This window comes from Clostridium sp. (genome assembly GCF_021443865.1).
In the GTDB taxonomy this organism is placed as follows: domain Bacteria; phylum Bacillota; class Clostridia; order Clostridiales; family Clostridiaceae; genus Clostridium.
In genome coordinates, this window is the sequence record NZ_JABUTB010000003.1 from 118,020 (window position 1) to 138,222 (window position 20,203).

A 20,203-nucleotide genomic window follows, 5' to 3' on the forward strand; every position below is an offset into this window, starting at 1 on the left:
ACATTTAATTTACCTTAGTATTGTACAATTTTTATTCATTTTTTGCAAGAACTCTATATAATTCTCTAAAAATTATTTTTAGCCATAAATTCTTCAATTTCATCTACAGATTTAATCATTCCTTTAGTTAATACTTCATGCCCTTCTTCTGTAACTAAAACGTCATCTTCTATTCTTATACCTATTCCCTCTTCTTCAATATAAATACCTGGTTCTACAGTATAAATCATACCTGGCTCAAATATTACATCTCTATTTTCAAGCTCTATATCATGAGTGTCCATACCTAAACTATGGCCAATACTGTGATAATAGTATTTTCTCACATCTTCTTTATTTGAAATAAGCCCTAGAGAAATGCATTCTTCAGCAATCCATTCAGTTGCTTTTTTATTTAATTCTAAAAAGCTTACTCCTGGCTTCATTTCTGCTATTACTCTTTCATTTACTCTAAGAACTGCATTATAAACTTCCTTTTGTCTTTCTGTAAATTTACCACTTACAGGGAATGTTCTTGAAATATCTCCATTATAATACTTATATTGAGCTCCTAAATCAAATAAAATCAAATCTCCATTTTTTAATTCAGAATCATTAGTTACATAATGCAAAACTGTAGCATTTTTCCCTGCTGCTGCAATAGTTTTAAAAGCTAAATCTTTGACTCCATTTTTCTTACATATAAAATCAAAATATGCCTCTAGCTCATATTCCTTAATTCCTTCTTTAGAATTCTTCATAAGCTCTTTTACGCCTTCTATAGTTATAGAGATAGCTTTTCTTATTCTATTAACTTCTTCTTCTGTTTTTATAAGTCTTAATTCTCCTATTAACCTATAAGCATTTAATATATTTATATTAAAATACTTTTCTTTAATTTCTTTTATAAAATTATATGATTTATTTTCCTTCTCTAAGTCTAGATATATATTTACTTCTTCTTTATTAAGAATATTCTTTTCTATAAAACTATTAAAGCTTCCTAAGTAATTAACATCTTCAATTTCACAAATATTGAAAACCTCTTCTTTTCTTATAGTTTTACCTTCCCATTTTTCTCTAATAGGATCTACTTCTTTTATGAATAAGCATTCTTTAGTTTCTCCATTTATTTTAGATAAAACTAAAATATGTTCTTCTTCTTCAATCCCTGTTAGGTAATAAAAATTTCTATTTGGTGTAAATTGATAATTTTCATCAGCTGTTTTTTTAGGTGCTGTACCTGCAAAAAGTATAAGTAAAGAATTATCCTTAATTTTATTTAATACATTATGTCTATTATTCTTAAAAAAATCCTTTTTCATTTTAACACTTCCTTTATTATTCCATGGCTAATACTTTAACACTTACTACATTCCTTAATGCCCTTAAGGTATTTACTAAATGCTTTAAGTCTTTTTTCATATTTGATATATCCAATGTAATTGTTACATTAGCTGCCATATTTATAGGTATATCCTGATTTATAGTTAGTATATTCCCTTTATTAAATGCAATACAATCTAAAACCTTAGATAAGGTTCCAGCCTCATGTGAAAGTAAAACAACTAAGGTTATCTTTTTACTGTTTAACCCCTCTGTCATTGGAAATACATGATCCTTATACTTATAATAGGTGCTTCTACTTATTCCCGTTTGTTTTACAGCCTCACTTATATCTTTTGCTTTTCCCGTCAAAAGATTCTCTTTAACTGCTAGTACCTTTATAAAAATTTCTGGCATAATTTTACTACTTATAATGTAAAATTTTTCTGAAGCCATTCCCTCACCACCCTCAGTAAAAATAAAAAAGCTATATAAATTTTATTATATAGCTTATCCACATTAAAATATATATTATTACTAAAGTTATTTATATCAATTCCTTAGATTTTTTACCTCTATTTATATATACCTTAAAAACTGATATTATAATAGAAATAACTCCACCTAAAGCAAAAAATAATTCTATATTACTAAAAAATAATCCTAATACTATTCCAGCCCCTATACCATAGACTAAATAAATTGATAAAACCTTTATTTCATCATCTGTTAAAAATAAATTTTCAATCCATTTCATCTATCTCCCACTTCCCTCCTCATTCTTATAAATATATTATAATTCACTTTCATCATTAACTAGTTACAAAAATGTTACATATTCGTTAAATTTTATTTATTTTTATTATTTTAATAAGATTACATCAATAATTTTGAAACTAAGAAAATTGAAATTATTATGGCAGTTAAATCAGCTAGTACTGCAGCCCATAATGTGTGTCTTATTTTCTTTATTTGTACTGCTCCAAAATATACAGTTATAGTATAAAAAATAGTCTCAGTAGTCCCCATAATTACTGATGCTATTAGTCCTATGTAGCTATCTGGACCATAAGTCTTTACTATGTCAGTCAATATTCCTATAGCACCACTTCCTGATAAAGGTTTAATTAAAACCAAAGGTATTATTTCCTTAGGTAAACCTATTAAACTACCTACTGGTGCTATCATATTATTCAATAAGTCTAATAGCTTTGCCTCTCTAAAAATATTAACTGCAATTATCATAGCTAAAAGATATGGAAATATATTAAGACAAACCTTCAAGCCTTCCTTAGCTCCTTCAATAAACCATTCATATACCTTTTTACCTTTAAACATACCATAAGTTATAATAATTACTACTATTATAGGAATTATGCTTTTTGTTATATACTGAAACATAAATAAATCCCTCCTTAAAAGTATCTTTGTAATATCTTACAAAGAACTACTCCCGTAACAGCTGCAAATGTACTTGCTAAAACTGCTGGTAAAATAATGGCTCCAGGATTATTAGAACCTACTGCGGCTCTTATAGAAATAACTGTTGAAGGCACTAGCTGTATACATGCTGCATTTAAAACTAAAAATAAACACATATCATTGGAAGCTGTACCTTTTTCTTTATTAAGCCTGTCCATTTCCTGCATTGCTTTTATTCCAAAGGGTGTTGCTGCATTACCTAATCCCATCATATTGGCTGTTATGTTCATAACTATAGCACCTAAAGCCTTCTCATCCTTAGCTGCCTCTTTAAAAATAATCTTTAAAAGTGGTCTTAATACTTTTGCTAGTTTGTTTGTAAAGCCACTTTTTTCTGCTACCTTCATAACACCACACCAAAAGCACATAAGTCCAACTAAACCAATAATCATAGATACTGTTGAATCCGCAGAATTAATAATGGATTTTGATATAACCTCTCCATTACCTGTAAATAATCCAATCAATATTCCTAAAAATATCATAATAAACCATATATAATTTATCAAAATTCCACCCCTTACTAATTACTTCTATTAATATATGTCTTGAATATGATATTTATTAGTGATAGGATGAATATATGTAATATAAATTATGTTTAAATGCATAAAGGAGATTATTTATGAAGGAATCAAATTTAAAACTAGCTCAACAAGATATAGATGATGCTCTAAAAACAGTAGAAGATATGGTTAATTTTATTGATGAAACTGATCTTCCAAAAGAAAAACTAAGAGAAAAATTTCTTACTTTAACTGAAAAGGTTCAAGAATTAGAAAACATATTAAAAATTGAAGGCATTATATAGTGGTACATAAAATCCAAGCAATAAAAAAACAACTTCCATAAGAAGTTGTTTTTTTTGACCTTAACCCAAATTTCTCAATGATTAGTTACCCATCCTAATCAAATATACTTACATTATACACAGTTGAAATTTGAAAACGTTTAATGACTTGCAATATTAATTATACCATGGTTTTTATTTCCTAACAATACATAACTTCTAAAAAAATTGTAAACATTTATCAAATTATTATAAATATATCCAAAAATATTATAATATTGAAAAAAAAAAATAGAAGCATAAATTAATATTTACACTTCTATTAAAATTCTTATTTGCAACTATCTCTTTCTATTAGTGTATAATCAAGAATAAATTGAGATTCTTCTAATTCTCTCTTGCTAAGCATTTTAATAAGCATTCTCATAGCAACTGATCCCATATCATAACTTGGTTGTTTTATTGTTGTTATCTTTGGATAGAATTCAGATGACATATTATTATCATTAAATCCAATAACACTTACATCTTCTGGTACTTTTTTTCCTATTTCTCTTAAGGCATTTATAACACCCATAGCAATTTCATCTGATGCACAAACTACTGCATCATATTCTTTTTTGCTATCTTCGAAATGTTTTACAGCTTCATATCCACTTTTAACTCTTAAACCACCAAAATATACTAGACCCTCATCTACATTAATGTTCTTATCATTTAATGCTTCTTCATATCCTATGTATCTGTCTCCCCAAGCGTTCATATTTTCCTTTTTTGCACCTGCAAAAGCTATTTTAGATAAACCTTTTTCTAAAAGGTAGTTTGTTGCTTCCTTTGAAGCCTTAGTATTATCTATAGTTACACTTGGTAAACTTTCTTCTTTATCCTTAGTCTCTACTAGCACAGTAGTTAAATTTAATTCATTAATAATATTTAAAGTTTCTTCTTGTAGAGATGAGCTCATATAAATAACACCATCAACCATCTTCTCTCTTAATACCCTTAAATATTCTTTTTCCTTTTCGATATCAAAATCTGAATTACATAAGATGACGTTATAATCATAAATATTAGCCACATCTTCTGCTCCCCTAACTATCTCTGGATAAAATCCACTTGATATGTCAGGAACTAAGATTCCTACTGTTTTCGTTCTTTGAGTTTTTAAACTTCTTGCTACAATGTTAGGTCTATAGCCTAGCTTATTAATGGCATCTAAAACCTTTTTCTTAGTGTCCTCGTTTACAACATCTATGTCATTTAAAACTCTAGAAACAGTAGCAATTGATACTCCAGCTTCTCTAGCAACATCTTTTATAGAAGTAGCCATAACACATCACTCCAATTTTTATTTTTTAATCTTTTTTATCTCATTTTAACAATAATTATACTATTTGCAAATACTTTATACAATATTCCAAGCCATTCTTTATAATAACTCACTATAAAATAAGTAAAAAGTTAGAAATTCTATAGAAACTTCTAACTTTTTAACATAAAATTATTCTACTTAATTACTTTAACTGTCATATTTAGCTTTTCACCATTAATAACAGTTTCAGTATAATCAGCATCTTCATTTACAACAATTTCTTGAGTTAATGTTTCTCTTTTTATTACATCTGAATATTTGTCAATGATATTAATTAACATATCATTTCCTGCCACAAATAATTTTATCTTATCTGCAACTTCAAAGCCTTTTTCTTTTCTCATATTTTGTATCTTTGAAGTTATCTCTCTTAATTGTCCTTCTTCTTTTAATTCTTCTGTAATTGTAGTATCAAGAACAACTCCGATTTCACCTTCACCAGCAAAAGCATATCCTTCTAAACCTTGCATAGTTACAAGAACACTTTCACTATTTAATACTATATCAGTTCCATCTACAGTAATAGTTTCAGTTCCACCTGATTGTAATTTTTGTGCTAATTCCATTTGGTCTCTTGAAGCTATTTCTTTTCTTATTCCAGGAATTAATTTACCATATTGTCTTCCAAGAACAGGTAGGTTAGGCTTAATTTCAAAGTTAACATGTTCTGATAAATCAGCACCAAATTCTACAGATTTGATATTAAGCTCATCTTTTATAATATCCCCATAATAAGCTGGAATAGCTGCTGTTGAAAGTAACATCTTAGAAAGCGGCTGTCTATTCTTAATATTAGCACCATTTCTAGCACTTCTACCAAGTTTAACTATTGTATACGCTAAATCCATTTCCTTTTCTAAGTTTTCATCTATTGCACTTTCATCAACTGATGGCCATAAGCATAAATGTACACTTTCTGTTGCTGATTTATCTAATCCTACAACTAGGTTTTGATAAATTTCTTCTGTTACGAAAGGTACAAATGGAGCTGCCACTTTAACTAAAGTAGTTAATACTCTATATAATGTAACATAAGCACCAATCTTATCATCTGATAAGTCTTCTGACCAATATCTTGCTCTATTTCTTCTTACATACCAGTTTGATAACTCATCTGTAAAGTCTTCAATCATTAATGCAGCTTGAGTTATTTGATATGAAGCTAAGTTTTCATCTACTTCCTTAATTAATGTGTTAAGTTTAGACATTATCCATTTATCCATAACATTTTCTGATTTGAAATCTTTATAGTCTAATGGATTAAACTTATCTAAATCAGCATATAAAACATAGAATGAATATACATTCCATAAAGTACTTAAGAACTTTCTTTGAGCTTCTTGAACATCATCAATAGAGAATCTTGTTGGAAGCCATGGTGCACTTGCAGTATAGAAATGCCATCTTGTAGCATCTGCACCTTGTGAATCTAATACCTCAAATGGATCTACTACATTTCCCTTTGACTTAGACATCTTTAAGCCCTTCTTATCTAAAACGTGACCTAAAACTATGCAGTTTTCAAATGGGTTAGTATCAAATATAGCTGTTGAAATAGCTAATAAAGTATAGAACCATCCTCTTGTTTGGTCAACAGCCTCTGAAATAAATTGAGCTGGGAAGTTTTCTTCAAATAGCTCTTTATTTTCAAATGGATAGTGTAATTGAGCAAAAGGCATAGATCCTGAATCAAACCAACAGTCGATAACTTCTGCTGTTCTAGTCATTTCTTTTCCACATTCAGAACATTTAAGCTTAACACCATCTATATATGGCTTATGAAGCTCTATATCCTCTGGAACATTAATTCCCTTTTCCTTTAATTCAGCTATACTTCCTACACATTCTCTATGGCCACATTCACATTCCCAAATAGGAAGTGGAGTACCCCAATATCTATCTCTTGATATACCCCAGTCAATAACATTTTCTAAGAACTTACCAAATCTACCAGTTCTTATGTTATCTGGATACCAATTAATTTTATTATTATTTTCTAAAAGCTTATCTCTAAGCTTAGTCATTGCAACAAACCAGCTTTCTCTTGGGTAGTAAAGAAGTGGTGTGTCACATCTCCAACAGTGTGGATATGAGTGAGTATGCTTTTCAGCTTTAAATAATTTATTTTCTTCTTCTAAATATTTAACTATGCTTTCATCGCACTTCTTAACAAACTTTCCTGCCCAAGGTGTTACTTCTTCTACAAAGTTACCACTAGCATCTACTAAGTTTATAAATCCTATTCCATTTTTCTTAGCAACAAAATTATCATCTTCACCATATGCAGGAGCTATATGAACAATACCAGTACCATCTGATAAAGTTACATAATCGCCATGGATAACTTCAAAAGCCTTTCCATCAACTGTTCCAAATGGAAGTAATCTTTCATATTTTGTTCCTAATAATTCAGTTCCCTTAAATTCTTTGATTACTTCGTAATCTTCTCCTAATACTTTTGTAGCTAAATCTTTAGCAACTATTAATATTTCATCACCAACTTTAGCTTCAATATAATCATATGCCTTATTTACACATAAAGCTAAATTTGAAGGTAATGTCCATGGAGTTGTTGTCCATGCTAATATATATTTATTATCTTCTCCTTGAACCTTAAACTTAGCTATAGCAGTTAAATCTTTAACATCCTTGTATCCTTGTGATACTTCATGAGAAGAAAGTCCAGTTCCACATCTTGGACAATATGGCATTACCTTGTGTCCTTTATATAAAAGTCCTTTTTCCCACATTTGGCTTAATGCCCACCAAACAGATTCTATATATGAGTTATGATAAGTAACATAAGGATTCTCCATATCTACCCAGTAACCTATTTGATCAGTCATCTTTTCCCACATATTAACATAAGTGAAAACTGATTCTTTACATTCTTTTACGAACTTTTCTACTCCATAGCCTTCTATTTGGCCCTTACCTGAAATTCCAAGTTTCTTTTCTATTTCAAGCTCTACAGGAAGTCCATGAGTATCCCATCCAGCTTTTCTTATAACTTTATACCCCTTCATAACTTTATATCTTGGGATAATATCCTTCATAACTCTTGTTATTATGTGTCCTACGTGTGGTCTTCCATTTGCAGTTGGAGGTCCATCATAGAAAGTGAAATATTCACCATCTTGATTCATATCAAAATTCTTTTTAATTACGTTATTTTCTTTCCAAAGATCTGCTACATCTTTTTCCATACCAACAAATCCTTTTGGTAATTCAACCTTTTTGTACATGTCTAAACTCCTTCCGTTAATTAATTTATATCTAAAAGCTATTGCTTTAAGGTTATACTTTTTCTTCTTAAATAATACTAAATACATTTTACATTATTAACTATAAAAAGCTAATTATGCAGACTTCTCTTTACATTAGTATTAATAAAGTATTATATAATAAAAAAAGCCCCGCCCAATAGGACGAAGATATTCGCTATACCACCTAAGGTTATAAGTTTTTTATACCCATAAAAAACTCTTATTTTCGAGTACAAACATACTCTATCCCTTAACGCAGGCTAACGTGAAAAACTTAATCAGCTATATAACCTTTCAGCCTCAAACTCATAGGTGATTTTCCTTAATTTTCTCTATGACTTCACACCACACAGCCACTCTCTTAAAGTATCCAATTAAGTACTTTTCCTAATCACAGTTTTTAAATTTACAAATTATATACCTATTCTACTACAAAGTAAAATATTATAAAAGTCTATATTTAAGAATATTTTTATAAATTTAAGAAAAAAACTAATAATATTGCTAATATAATAATTTATTTTAATATTAAAAATTAATTAATAATTTTTATCAATTAGTATTGACTTTCTTTATTACTATAATTATAATAAAGACATAAAGAATAAATATTAAAAATTTATTTTTTATCCCCTTTATTTTCCTTAATCTATTTCTTTATATTAGGAGGAAAGATAATTGGAAAATAACTTAAACGAACAAGTCCTTGATAAGATTACTAAAGTTTGTACTTGCAAGGCAATACCAAGATCCAAAATTAAAGATGCAATCAAAGCCGGAGCACACACTGTAGCAGAAGTTTCTAAGGCAACAGGAGCTTGCACAGGTGGATGCAGAGGCTACAGATGTACCCCTACAATCCAAAATTTGATTGATAAGCATCTGGAAAACAACTAATATAGTTCCCCCAAACTATATTAGCATATAGATTATATCTCCCCTAAAACCACCTACCTTAATAGTAGGTGGTTTTTTCATTTTTAAAATATCTTCATTGTTATTCCATAACTTTTAAAGCTATCTTTTGATAAATTAATATGTTCTAATTCCTTAATAGAATCTTCTTTGCTAATACTTTTAGAATTAGCTTCTATTAAAGCATTTTCTAAATATTTCCTTATTCTTTTTGGTGTTGGTATTACAATTGCCTTAATTATCATAATAGTCTCCCTAAAAATTCTTTACATTATAAATATATTTTATTAAATAAGCATTATTCATCTATATTTTTACTTTAAGTATTTCCCCCTATCCCCTATACTTAATTTGCAATTATGTTATAATTTTATAGAACTTATTATGGAAGGAGCTATATTATGGCAAGTAAGTTTTTTTTACATAAAGGAAAAAATAAAAGAGCTGAACAAGGCAGACCTTGGATATATATCGATGAAATAAATGAATATGATGGCGATTATGAAAATGGTGATATAGTTGAAGTATATAATCACAAAAATTACTTCATAGGAAAAGGCTATATTAATGATAGAAGTAAAATAACTATTAGAATTATGACTAGAGATATAAATGAAGAAATAAATTATGATTTCTTTAAAAGAAGATTCCAAGCAGCATATGAATATAGAAAAACTGTTATAGACACTTCATCTTGTAGACTTATATTTGGTGAAGCTGACTTTTTACCTGGATTAACAGTAGATAAATTTGAAGACTACTATGTAATTCAAATATCAACTTTAGGAATGGATAAATATAGAGACTTAGTAGTTAAAATATTAGTTGATGAATTTGGAGCTAAAGGTGTTTACGAAAGAAGTGATATTAAGACTAGAGAAATTGAAGGTCTTGAACAAACTAAAGGCTTCTTAACTGAGCCTTTCGATACTAATATAGAAATAATTGAAAATGGTGTTAAATATATCGTTGACTTAGAAAATGGTCAAAAAACTGGTTTCTTCTTAGATCAAAAGGAAAATAGAGCTGCTATGCATAGAATATGCAAGGACAAGGATGTATTAGATTGCTTTACTCATACTGGTTCCTTTGCATTAAATGCAGGTATTGCAGGTGCAAAATCAGTATTAGGTATTGATGTATCTCAACATGCTATAGATTGTGCAATAAAAAATTCTGAACTTAATAACTTACAAGATACAGTTAAATTTGAATGTCATAATGCTTTTAATGTTCTTGGTGATTGGTCAAGAGAAGGAAAACAATTTGATGTTGTTATATTAGATCCTCCTGCATTTACAAAGTCAAGAAATACAATTAATTCAGCTATTAGAGGCTATAAAGAAATAAATCTTAGAGGATTAAAAATGGTTAAAGAAGGTGGCTATTTTGCAACTTGCTCTTGCTCACATTATATGAGTGAAGAACAATTAAAGAAAACTGTATTAGAGGCTGCTCATGATGCTAGAAGAACTTTAAGACAAGTAGAAGTAAGAACTCAAAGTGCAGATCATCCAATTTTATGGAACTCTGACGAATCTTATTACCTTAAATTCTTCATATTCCAAGTTTTTTAAATTTATAATGATAAAGACGACTTTATAAGTCGTCTTTTTTAATAACTATCCACAATGGCTTTAATATTATCCACAATATCTATGCTTATAATGTTAGTAAACTACTTTTTCTCTAAATATTCTTTAGCAAGAATCCCATACATTGAGTAGTCACATATTCCTTGATTATTTATATCTGCTTCTCTAATTGTACCTTCATACTTCATACCACATTTCATCATTACTTTTCCTGAGTTAGGGTTACTCGGATCATGCCTTGATTCAACTCTGTTAACACCAACTTCTTCAAAGAAATATTTTATTAGTGCTTTTAGAGCTTCTGATGTTATACCCTTATTCCACCATTTCTTACTTATACAATATCCTATATGAACCATATTAATTCTTTCATTAATATCTACAGCCCCAATACTTCCAATAGGATCATCACCATTTTCTTTTATTATAATAGCCCAATTATAAGAAGTTTCTATAGTTTTAGTCCCTAATTTTTTTCATATACTACACCCCAATTAATTTTATTTCCTATTTTCTTCTATCCATCTAACTGCATAATCTACAATATCTCTTTGCTTCATAAATCTTATATCTGCATTTCCAATATTAGTTTTAGTTACGTTATTTATTTTCTCAAAGTCATTACCTATATCTATAAAATCTTCTCCATCAACATATAAGGTTGAATATGTAATCCATTGACGATTACCATCTTTTATTACCGCACAACTATTTTCCTCCATATGCTTTGATGAGTAATTTGCTTTTACATCTGCTAGATGTATTGAGGTATTTTTATCATAATCAGTTCCTAGAAGCAATACATATCCATCTAAATCATATAGCTTTCCAATTGGTGATGTATCACCAAAAATATCACTTAAATCATGATTACTTATAAGATAATTAGCATGTTTTCCCCAAGCTGCAAATGACCTAACTGGATGATTACTTCTTAAGGCTCCTGGCCACTTCCTAAACATCTCCGCTACCGCTCCCATTAAATTTGTTGGCGTAATATCCTTATTATAAGCTGGCCAATTTTCTCTAATAATATCCCACCATTCTTTAGGCTCCTCCCAATGTACTCCATAGGATGGATCCATGTTCTTCCAACTCTGAGTTGGCATCATTATAGTTCCCTCATCACCAACTATATCTATAAGAGCTTCTATTATAACTTGTGCTCCTCCACATACAAATCCAAAACTATTCATTGAAGTATGAACAATAATACTTTGTCCTCTTTTAACACCAATTTCTTGTAAGCCTTCTATTATATCTTTCTTTATAACTATTTTTCTATTATCCATAACTAACCCCCAAATTCTAAGTTCTTATAATAAATATAGAATAAGTTTTATTAAATATATTCCTACAAAAGTTATTTTTCACATATTATCACCAATATAATTTCTTGTAGATATAAAAAAGAGACTATTTTACCAGCCTCTAATTAAAAGTCTAAAATATATACTAAAAATTTTATATATTAATTGTAGAATTCTTGTGTTGCATAATAAGTATTTCCTATCTTATATACACCAACACCTATACTACTAAAATTATTTGATAATATATTAGCCTTATGTCCTGCAGAGTTCATCCAATTATTCATAAATCTAGCTGATAATTCATTATTATCAGTTAGTCCTTGGATGTATGCAATATTTTCTCCCCAAGCCCTATATGTTATTCCATCAGCTTTTATAATCTCATTCATTAATCTTCCATTAAGATCTGTATGATTAAAGTAACCATTATCCCCCATGTCTTTGGATTTTACTCTAGCATAATACTGCATAGTGGTATTGTAACTTAGTTGTGATAACCCTGCATTAGTTCTTTCTTGATTTAGTATTTGAAAAATAGCTTGTTCAATTTGATTTATATAGTTATTATCATCTACAACTACAGTTCTTTCCTTTGGTGCTTCAACTGGAGTTACCTTTTGGGGTTCAGGAGGGGCAGGTTTAGGAGTACTATTACTTGGTTCAACCTTCTGCTCTGCTGGCTTTTGAGGTTCTAAAACTACTTCTGGCACAGTATTTTCTTCTTTTTCAATTAATTCATTACTAGCATTATTTTCATTATTTACTTCTTGGTTCCCTTTATTAATTTCATTATTTTCATTGTCATTAGTTTCTTCTTTTTTAGTATCATTATCTTTTCCTTTGTCTATATCCTCAGAAGATTCATCTTTAATTTCTATATTTTCTTCCTTGTCTATATTACTCTCTGCTGTCTCTTTCGTTTCTATTTTTTCTAGGCCTTCTTTATTCTTAATACTTTCATTATTAGAGCTTAAGAAGACTCCACTTATAGCAACTACAGTAGCTAATCCCATTGATAAAACTAATGTTGCTAATCTTGATTTAATCATTTGTTAATCCTCCTATAATTAAATACATTGTCCCATAATTTATTTCTTATGTATTTAATTAATAATTTCTATCAATTATAGACTAATGATACTCTAAAGTATACTTTTTTCATTAATATTATTACTTTCATTATATTTGTCCAATAATTTATTAATTCAGCATATACCTATAGCATTTATTATTTGTTTGTTTAAAATATTAATAATAACAAATAAAAAATCCAGCTTAAAAAGCTGGATTAAAATTTTTATCTATAAAATTCTTGTGTTGCGTAATAAGTGTTTCCTATTTTATATACTCCAATTCCTATACTGCTAAAGTTAGTTGATAATATATTAGCTCTGTGCCCTGATGAATTCATCCAATTATCCATGAATTTAGTTGCTAGCGCACTATTACTATTCGAACCTTGAATATATGCTATATTTTCTCCCCATGCCTTATAGGAAACCCCATCTGCCTTCATTTGAACAGTTATTAAATTTCCTTGCTTATCTTCATGAGAGAAATATCCATTGTCCCCCATATCTTTAGATTTAATTCTTGCATAATGCTCCATAGTGCTATTGTAGCTTAATGCTGGTAATCCAGCTGCTGATCTTTCCTGATTAACTCTTTGGAATATAGCTTGTTCTATTTCAGCTATATAATTACTTTCTGAAATTACAGGCTCATTACTTGGAGTATCAACTGGAGTATTTGTATTATTATTCTCATTATTTGAAGGCTTATTATATGATGGTTTATTTGATGATCCATTTGTCGGTTTTCTATAGCTTGATAATCCTGCTACTCCGCTTTCTTCTTGTTCTTCGGTAGTATTATCTATTTCATCATTTGAAATAATATTATCATCATTTATTAAATCTTCCTCATTAATGGCATTACCATTAGTATCAGTATTACTACTTATATTAGTATTATTTGCTTCTTCCTTTGTTATATCTTCTGAAGCCTCTCCCCTATTTTCATTTTCTACTATCTTGTTTTGAGGTACTTCTTTATTAGTACTTAGTAAAATACCTCCAACACCTAATGTAACTACCAATCCTATCGATGATATTACCATAATTAATTTTGATTTAATCATTTGTAAATCCTCCTTCAGATTTCTTGTTTCGTGTCACCCTCATAGTAACATAATAAGTGCCTGTCCTAAATATGAGTTAGTTTCTAATTATTGAAAATATTACAACTCTATCTATTATTTATCCTATATTTATTTTTCTGCCACTAGAGTTTTTAATATTTTTATGAATTGCATATTACTTAGATTAAGTTCTTCCTTAATCACCACAGCTATCGAAATAAGACTGATTCATATCATTAAATGAATCAGTCTTATTTTTCATAATTTATTCAATTTTTTATTATTATATCCATGGGTTTATTTCCATATATTTTTTTCAATTATTTATTACTCTACAGTAAAGTTCCAACTATATTAATTCACTTATTTATTTTTATATAAAAAACAAAAGATGGCTAAACTAATGTTTAGCCATCTTCTACCGAAATAAATTCTATAATATAGGAGCTTAATTCTTTATATATTATATTATTAGAAGTGTGGAGCTTTTAATAATATATTTATTTACTAATTGATACTGATTATCAATCTAATATTATAATATATCTTTTTATTTTTCTTGTCAACATAAAAATTCAAATATTTCTAAAAATTCGTTAATAATTTAAACTTTTATACAATTTGAACTTTTATCATATTTAGGTACTATATTTATAATATCCTTTTGACAACAATATTCTAAATCTCTTAATAAATTTAATCCTTTTAATATATTATAATGAGTGGCTTCTTTTATATAGCTTATTAAATTAGTGTTATTTTCATAAATATACTTTGCTGTTTTAGCTATATCTGAAAGATCATTATTATCATTATCACATAAAAGACTTATCATATAGCCTGAACAAATAAAGTCATCCATTGAGAATTCTCCATTTGTTCCTGCATTAATGAAAACCACATCTTTATTATACTTTTTTAGCTCCTCTGCAACAGCTTTAGCATTTATTATGGCTCCAATAAGTATTTCCTCTGCTTTTAAACTTAAATTAATTGCTCTTGTTCCATTAGTGGTACTTAAAATTATACTTTTTCCTTGAACTTTATCTAAATTATACTCTAAAGGTGAATTAGAAAAATCAAAACTATCTATTTTTATAGCCTTTCTTTCACCTCCAAGTAATGGATTTACTCCATTCATTATAAGTTCTTCCTTCTTTTTCAAAGCCTCTTCTATAGTAAGTATAGGAAATACTTCTTTAGCCTTATTTGCTAAAGCAGTTATTATTACTGATGTTGCTCTTAGCATATCAATAACAACTACTATTTTATTTTTTAAATATTCTTCTTTTATATTATCAGCAGAAATAATTATATCTAATTTCATATAAATTCCCCCAATTATATATGGCTACTTAAAGTCTTTACCTTGCCATATATCATTATCTTCTAGAGCTTTATCTATAGCATTTAAAACTTCCCATTTTTTAAGGCTCCACATTGGACCTATTAGTAAGTCTCTAGGTGCATCTCCTGTAAGTCTATGAACTACCATTTCTTCTGGTATTCTTGCTATTCCCTTACAAACTAAATCTATATATTGTTCTTGAGTTAATAGTTTTAGTTCTCCACTTTCATATTTCTCTACCATTTTAGTTCCCTTCATTAAGTGAAGTAAATGGAACTTAATTCCCTTAGCCCCTGAATGAGCTATGTAATCAACAGTTTTTAACATATCTTCTTCTGTTTCTCCTGGTAGTCCAAAGATTGTATGAGCAACCACTTCAATATTTCTTTCAAGTAATCTTTTTAATGTATTATCAAAAACTTCAAAGTCATATCCTCTATTAAATTCCTTAGCCGTCTTATCATTTATAGTTTGTAATCCAAGTTCCACTATTAAATATGTCTTTTCATTTAATTCAGTTAAATAATCTAAAACATCGTCATCTACGCAATCTGGTCTTGTTGCAATAGATATGGCAACTACATTTTCTTGAGATAATGCTTCATTATATTTTCTTCTAAGCTCTTCAACTGGAGCATAAGTATTAGTATATGCTTGGAAGTAAGCAATTAACTTCCCATCCTTCCATTTTTTCTCCATCATATCTTTTCTATCTTCAAATTGCTTAGTTATTGATAGTATTCTGCTTCCTGCAAAGTCCCCCGATCCTCTTGCACTACAGAAAGTACATCCACCTTTTGCTACTTTACCATCTCTATTTGGACAATTAAATCCCCCATCTAAAGATATTTTATATACTTTTTCATCAAATTTACTTCTAAGATAATAATTTAAACTATGATATCTTTTATCATTCCACTTCTTCATAATTCCTCCAAAAAATAAAAGTACCACTTTATTTATTTAAGTTGTACTTTTATTCTACTACATTATTTATATATGTTAAGAGTTTTCTATACTTTTTTAATTTCTTTTTCTTCTATATCCACTTTATATTCTCCAAGAATATCTTCATTTATATCTTCTGCATTATCTTTACTAGTTACCTTAATATTAAATTCATCCTTTTTAAAATAAAGAAGCTCAACATTATATTTATCATCATTAAACATTTCATCAAAGTCTAATTCTATTAAGTCACCACTAGCGCTGTTATATACCTTTATTCTCTTAACTAAGTTAGAATTTAAATACTCAGTAATTAAATATCTTTCTTCAAATGTAAATACTAAATTATTTATTTTTACTCCATTATACATATCTACAGGAATTACTTTTTTTGCTATAGGTTTATCAAGTAATTCTTCTAAGTTACTTGTTTCATTAGCCCCTTCTTGATTACTATTTCCCCCTTCATCACCTTGACTACTTGCACCTTGTGTTTCTTTACTTTCTTGAATATATGCAATAGAGATAAAAGCACTACTTCCACTTACTGTTGATATGGCTATTTTATTACCCTTATATCCTAATGATACTGGTCCAAAATTATCTGATGGTACCTTTTCTTTATAAAGCATAAGTTTGTTTTCCTTTAAGTAGGAATCCTTTGGCATACTATTTAAAGAAATAATTAAATCGCTCTTTCCACCATCCTCACCAATAATGCGTAAAGCTTTATTTTTAACAAATACTTGTTTTAAATTTGTAGCCTTTACTTCATCTACTTTATAAGTATCATTTTCTTTTATAACTTTAATTGCATAACTATCTAAATCACACTTAGGCTCTGCTGATGAATTTCGTATTACATTAAACAATATAAATGCTGATTTTGTAGATTCTATTACATTATCAGGAGCATATGCTATTATCTCTGAAGTTCCTGTTGATATATTATTATTGCTCTTTAGTAATTTTTCTGTACACAATTTATTAGCTGCTTCTATATCATTATTTTTAATTAACCCTAAGTATTCATCTGCCAAATCAAAGGCCTTTTGTAGACCAAACATATCTATTTCTTCTGCTTTATCATTTGTTTTTGAACAGGCCGAAAACATCATTAGTAAAAATAACAATAAAGAAGATAATGATAAAATTCTTTTTCTCAACTTAATTCCTCCTTAAACTTCCTTAAAGTTATTTTTCCTAAAATTAGATAGCTTATTCATTTTCATATTTCTATAGCTTATCTTTATGTAATTTCAAAGTTAAAACTAAAGGAATAAAAGGCTAATAACTTTTATATATTGTTAGTAGATACAATTTAGGAGGATTTTAAATGAAGGATGAACTTTCTAGAATTTTTCAAGTTTCTGTTGTTTTTATAGGAACAATAGTTGGTGCTGGATTAGCATCTGGGCAAGAAATCAAAGAATTTTTTACATCATATGGTGTATTAAGTTTCTTAGGAATTATAGCCTGTGGTATATTTTATGTTGTTCTCGGTTCTATAGTTTCCAAAATAAGTATTAAGTACAAGCTAAACTCTTATGGTGATGTTATAAAAATTGTTAGTCCAAATATCCTTGGTAAAATCACTGGAGTAATAACTACGCTTTATTTAATTTCTAGTGCCTCTATAATTTTGGCTGGTAGTGGTGCTTTAATACATCAGTTTTTTGGAATTCCAAAAATTATAGGCTCGTTAATAATGGTGGTATTTGCTATCTTTTTCTTATTAAGAGATACTAATGGATTAATTGAAGTAAACTCTTTTATTGTTCCAATATTAATTATTACCATCACTCTTATTACCTTATTATATTTTATGTTCTGCAAGGATATGGTTTCCCTTAAACAATTAACAAACTTTGAGCCTACCAAGAAGGGCATAGCATTATCTACGCTTCTCTATGCAGGATATAATACACTTTGCTGCCTAGGAGTTTTAGTTCCTTTAAGCAATCAAATAAGAAAACCTAAAACTATGTTCTTTGGAATTGCTTTAGGTGCCTTAGGACTAATGCTTTTAAGTGCTGCAATTAATTTTCTACTTATGATAAACCAACCCTATATACATAAGTTTGAAATTCCACTTTTATTTGTTGCTCAACCTTTTGGAAATATAATTCAAGCCTTATTATTAGTGGTCATATTACTTGAAATGTTTTCTACAGAAGTTTCAGATGTTTATTCAATTAGTAAAACTATAAATCACAGCTTCAATATAGACTTTAAGAAAGGCATATTTATAGTTATTTTAATTGCATTACCTATATCAAGAATTGGATTTTCTAAACTTATCGGTTCCTTATATCCATTCTTTGGATTACTTAGCTTAATATTTATTATTCAAACAGTATTATTTTATTATAAACATAAAAAAGAATTAAATTAATTCTTAGGTCTAGTAGAAATCTACAACAAAAAATGTAGAGTGTAAAAATAATTCTTTATTTTACACTCTACATTATTAATTTTTAGTACTCATTTTCATCAGTAATAAAATTCTCTTCTACATCTTTAATTTTTTGAAGAGCTTCTATCATTTCATTAATACTCTTAGTAAATTCTTCTATGTTTTGATTTACCTGTTGTGAAGATGCTGCATTTTCAGCTGCTATTTCAGATAAAGTCCTAATGGTATTATTCATTTCTTCAACAGATGATACTTCACTATTTAATTTATTTATAGCTTCCTTAGTTTCATTAGAAACTACTCTTATTAAATCGTTGGCTTCTGAACTTACAACTCTTACCTTATCTAAATTTGAAGTTTCTATTTCTAAAGAAGAATACTGATTCTCTATACTTATAACTAATGACTTAATTTCTTCTGCAAAGTGAGATAAATTACTATTTATATCCTTTACTGCTTGTTGTGATTGTTCTGCAAGTTTCCTAACTTCATCTGCAACTACAGCAAACCCTCTTCCTTGCTCACCTGCTCTTGCAGCTTCTATTGAAGCATTTAAAGCTAAAAGATTAGTTTGATCTGAAATTCCTGATACTATTGATACTATATTAGTTATATCATTAGCCTTTTTCTCAAGAACTTGTCCCTTTTCTTTTACATTCATAAATGATTCTAAAACAGCCTTAATTCCTTCACTAGACTTGTCCACACTTATGTGACTCTCATTTATCTTTTCTACTGATTTTACTAATTCTTTTTTATTATTATCTTCAATCTTAACTAAGTCCTTTAAAGCAATAATATTCTCATTAGTTTGTTGAACTAATACTTCTGTACTTAATTCTTGTTTTTCTGCTAATACTGATACTTGTCCTGAATAAGATGCTATTTCTTCAGTTGCCTTTTTCATTTTTTCAGTAGTTTTATACATTGATTGAGTAAAGACACTTAATTCATTTAAAGTTAAATTAGCAGAAGTTAAATCATGACTAATGCTTCCCTTTAACTTAGAAATACCATTATATACTCTTTCTAATATATCATTAGTTTTTATACTTCTATCTATTTCTTCAAAATTATTATTTTCTATGCTATCTATAATATCATTTAATGGCCTAATAACAATATGGCTCATTATCATAGAAATTATTCCTGAAATCCCCCCCATAACTAATGCCTTTATAGGTCCTATTATAGGTATTCCTACTAAGGTTACTATTAAAAATATAGGTATTGCTATTTTTAATTCCAATCTCTTAAATCCTATTTTAGATAATAAATTGCTAATTAAATACCTTTTATTACTTGTTATACTA

The 20,203-nt window shown here is 28.3% G+C and carries 19 protein-coding genes, 1 pseudogene and 1 other annotated feature; of the genes and pseudogenes, 4 read left to right on the plus strand and 16 right to left on the minus strand.

Annotated elements, in window-relative coordinates:
• Positions 1 to 65: 65 nt before the first annotated feature.
• The 5 genes from HUJ77_RS01285 to HUJ77_RS01305 form a co-directional block, all read right to left on the minus strand.
• Positions 66 to 1,304: an aminopeptidase P family protein gene (locus tag HUJ77_RS01285; protein WP_291706759.1), complete on the minus strand. Its 1,239-nt coding sequence runs from the start codon at positions 1,302 to 1,304 to the stop codon at positions 66 to 68.
• Between the two features lie 16 nt (positions 1,305 to 1,320).
• The gene (locus tag HUJ77_RS01290; RefSeq protein ID WP_291706760.1) at positions 1,321 to 1,761 is read right to left on the minus strand and encodes an ACT domain-containing protein; all 441 of its coding nucleotides are present in this window, start codon (positions 1,759 to 1,761) and stop codon (positions 1,321 to 1,323) included.
• 91 nt (positions 1,762 to 1,852) lie between these two features.
• Positions 1,853 to 2,062: a hypothetical protein gene (locus HUJ77_RS01295; protein ID WP_291706761.1), complete on the minus strand. Its 210-nt coding sequence runs from the start codon at positions 2,060 to 2,062 to the stop codon at positions 1,853 to 1,855.
• A 119-nt stretch (positions 2,063 to 2,181) separates the two neighbouring features.
• A complete protein-coding gene (locus tag HUJ77_RS01300) occupies positions 2,182 to 2,706 on the minus strand; it encodes a nucleoside recognition domain-containing protein (protein WP_291706762.1) in 525 nt (174 codons plus the stop codon).
• Positions 2,707 to 2,720: 14 nt separating this feature from the next.
• Positions 2,721 to 3,296, minus strand: coding sequence for a nucleoside recognition domain-containing protein (locus HUJ77_RS01305; RefSeq protein WP_291706763.1), 576 nt, complete (start codon positions 3,294 to 3,296; stop codon positions 2,721 to 2,723).
• Between the two features lie 116 nt (positions 3,297 to 3,412).
• On the opposite strand from HUJ77_RS01305, the gene HUJ77_RS01310 reads away from it, so the two are divergent.
• Positions 3,413 to 3,598 carry a hypothetical protein gene (locus tag HUJ77_RS01310; RefSeq protein ID WP_291706764.1) on the plus strand — a complete coding sequence of 62 codons (186 nt, stop codon included), beginning with the start codon at positions 3,413 to 3,415 and terminating at the stop codon, positions 3,596 to 3,598.
• A 310-nt stretch (positions 3,599 to 3,908) separates the two neighbouring features.
• Here HUJ77_RS01310 and HUJ77_RS01315 read toward each other — a convergent pair whose 3' ends face one another.
• The gene (locus HUJ77_RS01315; RefSeq protein ID WP_291706765.1) at positions 3,909 to 4,907 is read right to left on the minus strand and encodes a LacI family DNA-binding transcriptional regulator; all 999 of its coding nucleotides are present in this window, start codon (positions 4,905 to 4,907) and stop codon (positions 3,909 to 3,911) included.
• Positions 4,908 to 5,083: 176 nt separating this feature from the next.
• The gene (gene ileS, locus HUJ77_RS01320) at positions 5,084 to 8,194 is read right to left on the minus strand and encodes an isoleucine--tRNA ligase (RefSeq protein WP_291706766.1); all 3,111 of its coding nucleotides are present in this window, start codon (positions 8,192 to 8,194) and stop codon (positions 5,084 to 5,086) included.
• A gap of 176 nt (positions 8,195 to 8,370) precedes the next feature.
• Positions 8,371 to 8,619: a binding site (T-box leader), on the minus strand.
• 274 nt (positions 8,620 to 8,893) lie between these two features.
• Between ileS and HUJ77_RS01325 the strand changes: the two genes are divergently transcribed.
• Entirely contained in the window at positions 8,894 to 9,112 is a 219-nt protein-coding gene (locus HUJ77_RS01325) for a (2Fe-2S)-binding protein (RefSeq protein WP_008681498.1), read from the plus strand.
• Between the two features lie 83 nt (positions 9,113 to 9,195).
• Here the strand turns inward: HUJ77_RS01325 and HUJ77_RS01330 are convergent, their stop codons facing one another.
• Complete coding sequence (locus HUJ77_RS01330) at positions 9,196 to 9,375, minus strand: hypothetical protein (protein WP_291706767.1); 180 nt, start codon at positions 9,373 to 9,375, stop codon at positions 9,196 to 9,198.
• 156 nt (positions 9,376 to 9,531) lie between these two features.
• On the opposite strand from HUJ77_RS01330, the gene HUJ77_RS01335 reads away from it, so the two are divergent.
• Positions 9,532 to 10,707: a class I SAM-dependent rRNA methyltransferase gene (locus HUJ77_RS01335; RefSeq protein ID WP_291706768.1), complete on the plus strand. Its 1,176-nt coding sequence runs from the start codon at positions 9,532 to 9,534 to the stop codon at positions 10,705 to 10,707.
• 101 nt (positions 10,708 to 10,808) lie between these two features.
• Here the strand turns inward: HUJ77_RS01335 and HUJ77_RS01340 are convergent.
• The 7 genes and pseudogenes from HUJ77_RS01340 to HUJ77_RS01370 form a co-directional block, all read right to left on the minus strand.
• Positions 10,809 to 11,168: pseudogene (locus HUJ77_RS01340) on the minus strand (GNAT family protein); the annotation flags it as partial.
• Between the two features lie 57 nt (positions 11,169 to 11,225).
• Positions 11,226 to 12,017, minus strand: a complete 792-nt coding sequence (locus HUJ77_RS01345; RefSeq protein ID WP_291706769.1) for an AAC(3) family N-acetyltransferase — start codon at positions 12,015 to 12,017, stop codon at positions 11,226 to 11,228.
• A 179-nt stretch (positions 12,018 to 12,196) separates the two neighbouring features.
• A complete protein-coding gene (locus tag HUJ77_RS01350; protein ID WP_291706770.1) occupies positions 12,197 to 13,087 on the minus strand; it encodes a CAP domain-containing protein in 891 nt (296 codons plus the stop codon).
• 248 nt (positions 13,088 to 13,335) lie between these two features.
• Positions 13,336 to 14,178, minus strand: coding sequence for a CAP domain-containing protein (locus tag HUJ77_RS01355; protein ID WP_291706771.1), 843 nt, complete (start codon positions 14,176 to 14,178; stop codon positions 13,336 to 13,338).
• A 604-nt stretch (positions 14,179 to 14,782) separates the two neighbouring features.
• Entirely contained in the window at positions 14,783 to 15,505 is a 723-nt protein-coding gene (locus HUJ77_RS01360; protein ID WP_291706772.1) for a 2-phosphosulfolactate phosphatase family protein, read from the minus strand.
• Between the two features lie 24 nt (positions 15,506 to 15,529).
• Positions 15,530 to 16,453, minus strand: a complete 924-nt coding sequence (locus HUJ77_RS01365) for a TIGR01212 family radical SAM protein (protein ID WP_291706773.1) — start codon at positions 16,451 to 16,453, stop codon at positions 15,530 to 15,532.
• An 86-nt stretch (positions 16,454 to 16,539) separates the two neighbouring features.
• Complete coding sequence (locus HUJ77_RS01370; protein ID WP_291706774.1) at positions 16,540 to 17,640, minus strand: hypothetical protein; 1,101 nt, start codon at positions 17,638 to 17,640, stop codon at positions 16,540 to 16,542.
• 170 nt (positions 17,641 to 17,810) lie between these two features.
• On the opposite strand from HUJ77_RS01370, the gene HUJ77_RS01375 reads away from it, so the two are divergent.
• Positions 17,811 to 18,869, plus strand: a complete 1,059-nt coding sequence (locus HUJ77_RS01375; RefSeq protein WP_291706775.1) for a transporter — start codon at positions 17,811 to 17,813, stop codon at positions 18,867 to 18,869.
• An 82-nt stretch (positions 18,870 to 18,951) separates the two neighbouring features.
• On the opposite strand, the gene HUJ77_RS01380 is transcribed toward HUJ77_RS01375, so the two are convergent.
• Positions 18,952 to 20,203: methyl-accepting chemotaxis protein (locus tag HUJ77_RS01380; protein WP_291706776.1), on the minus strand; the 1,252-nt coding region annotated here is incomplete at its 5' end.

What these genes read in the sequence shown, in the direction of transcription:
- HUJ77_RS01330 (WP_291706767.1), bottom strand. Translation starts at nt 9,375, where the DNA reads ATGATAATTAAGGCAATTGTAATACCAACACCAAAAAGAATAAGGAAA.
- HUJ77_RS01375 (WP_291706775.1), top strand. Translation starts at nt 17,811, where the DNA reads ATGAAGGATGAACTTTCTAGAATTTTTCAAGTTTCTGTTGTTTTTATA.
- HUJ77_RS01350 (WP_291706770.1), bottom strand. Translation starts at nt 13,087, where the DNA reads ATGATTAAATCAAGATTAGCAACATTAGTTTTATCAATGGGATTAGCT.
- HUJ77_RS01295 (WP_291706761.1), bottom strand. Translation starts at nt 2,062, where the DNA reads ATGAAATGGATTGAAAATTTATTTTTAACAGATGATGAAATAAAGGTT.
- HUJ77_RS01345 (WP_291706769.1), bottom strand. Translation starts at nt 12,017, where the DNA reads ATGGATAATAGAAAAATAGTTATAAAGAAAGATATAATAGAAGGCTTA.
- HUJ77_RS01290 (WP_291706760.1), bottom strand. Translation starts at nt 1,761, where the DNA reads ATGGCTTCAGAAAAATTTTACATTATAAGTAGTAAAATTATGCCAGAA.
- HUJ77_RS01335 (WP_291706768.1), top strand. Translation starts at nt 9,532, where the DNA reads ATGGCAAGTAAGTTTTTTTTACATAAAGGAAAAAATAAAAGAGCTGAA.
- HUJ77_RS01360 (WP_291706772.1), bottom strand. Translation starts at nt 15,505, where the DNA reads ATGAAATTAGATATAATTATTTCTGCTGATAATATAAAAGAAGAATAT.
- HUJ77_RS01355 (WP_291706771.1), bottom strand. Translation starts at nt 14,178, where the DNA reads ATGATTAAATCAAAATTAATTATGGTAATATCATCGATAGGATTGGTA.
- ileS (WP_291706766.1), bottom strand. Translation starts at nt 8,194, where the DNA reads ATGTACAAAAAGGTTGAATTACCAAAAGGATTTGTTGGTATGGAAAAA.
- HUJ77_RS01300 (WP_291706762.1), bottom strand. Translation starts at nt 2,706, where the DNA reads ATGTTTCAGTATATAACAAAAAGCATAATTCCTATAATAGTAGTAATT.
- HUJ77_RS01365 (WP_291706773.1), bottom strand. Translation starts at nt 16,453, where the DNA reads ATGAAGAAGTGGAATGATAAAAGATATCATAGTTTAAATTATTATCTT.
- HUJ77_RS01285 (WP_291706759.1), bottom strand. Translation starts at nt 1,304, where the DNA reads ATGAAAAAGGATTTTTTTAAGAATAATAGACATAATGTATTAAATAAA.
- HUJ77_RS01310 (WP_291706764.1), top strand. Translation starts at nt 3,413, where the DNA reads ATGAAGGAATCAAATTTAAAACTAGCTCAACAAGATATAGATGATGCT.
- HUJ77_RS01315 (WP_291706765.1), bottom strand. Translation starts at nt 4,907, where the DNA reads ATGGCTACTTCTATAAAAGATGTTGCTAGAGAAGCTGGAGTATCAATT.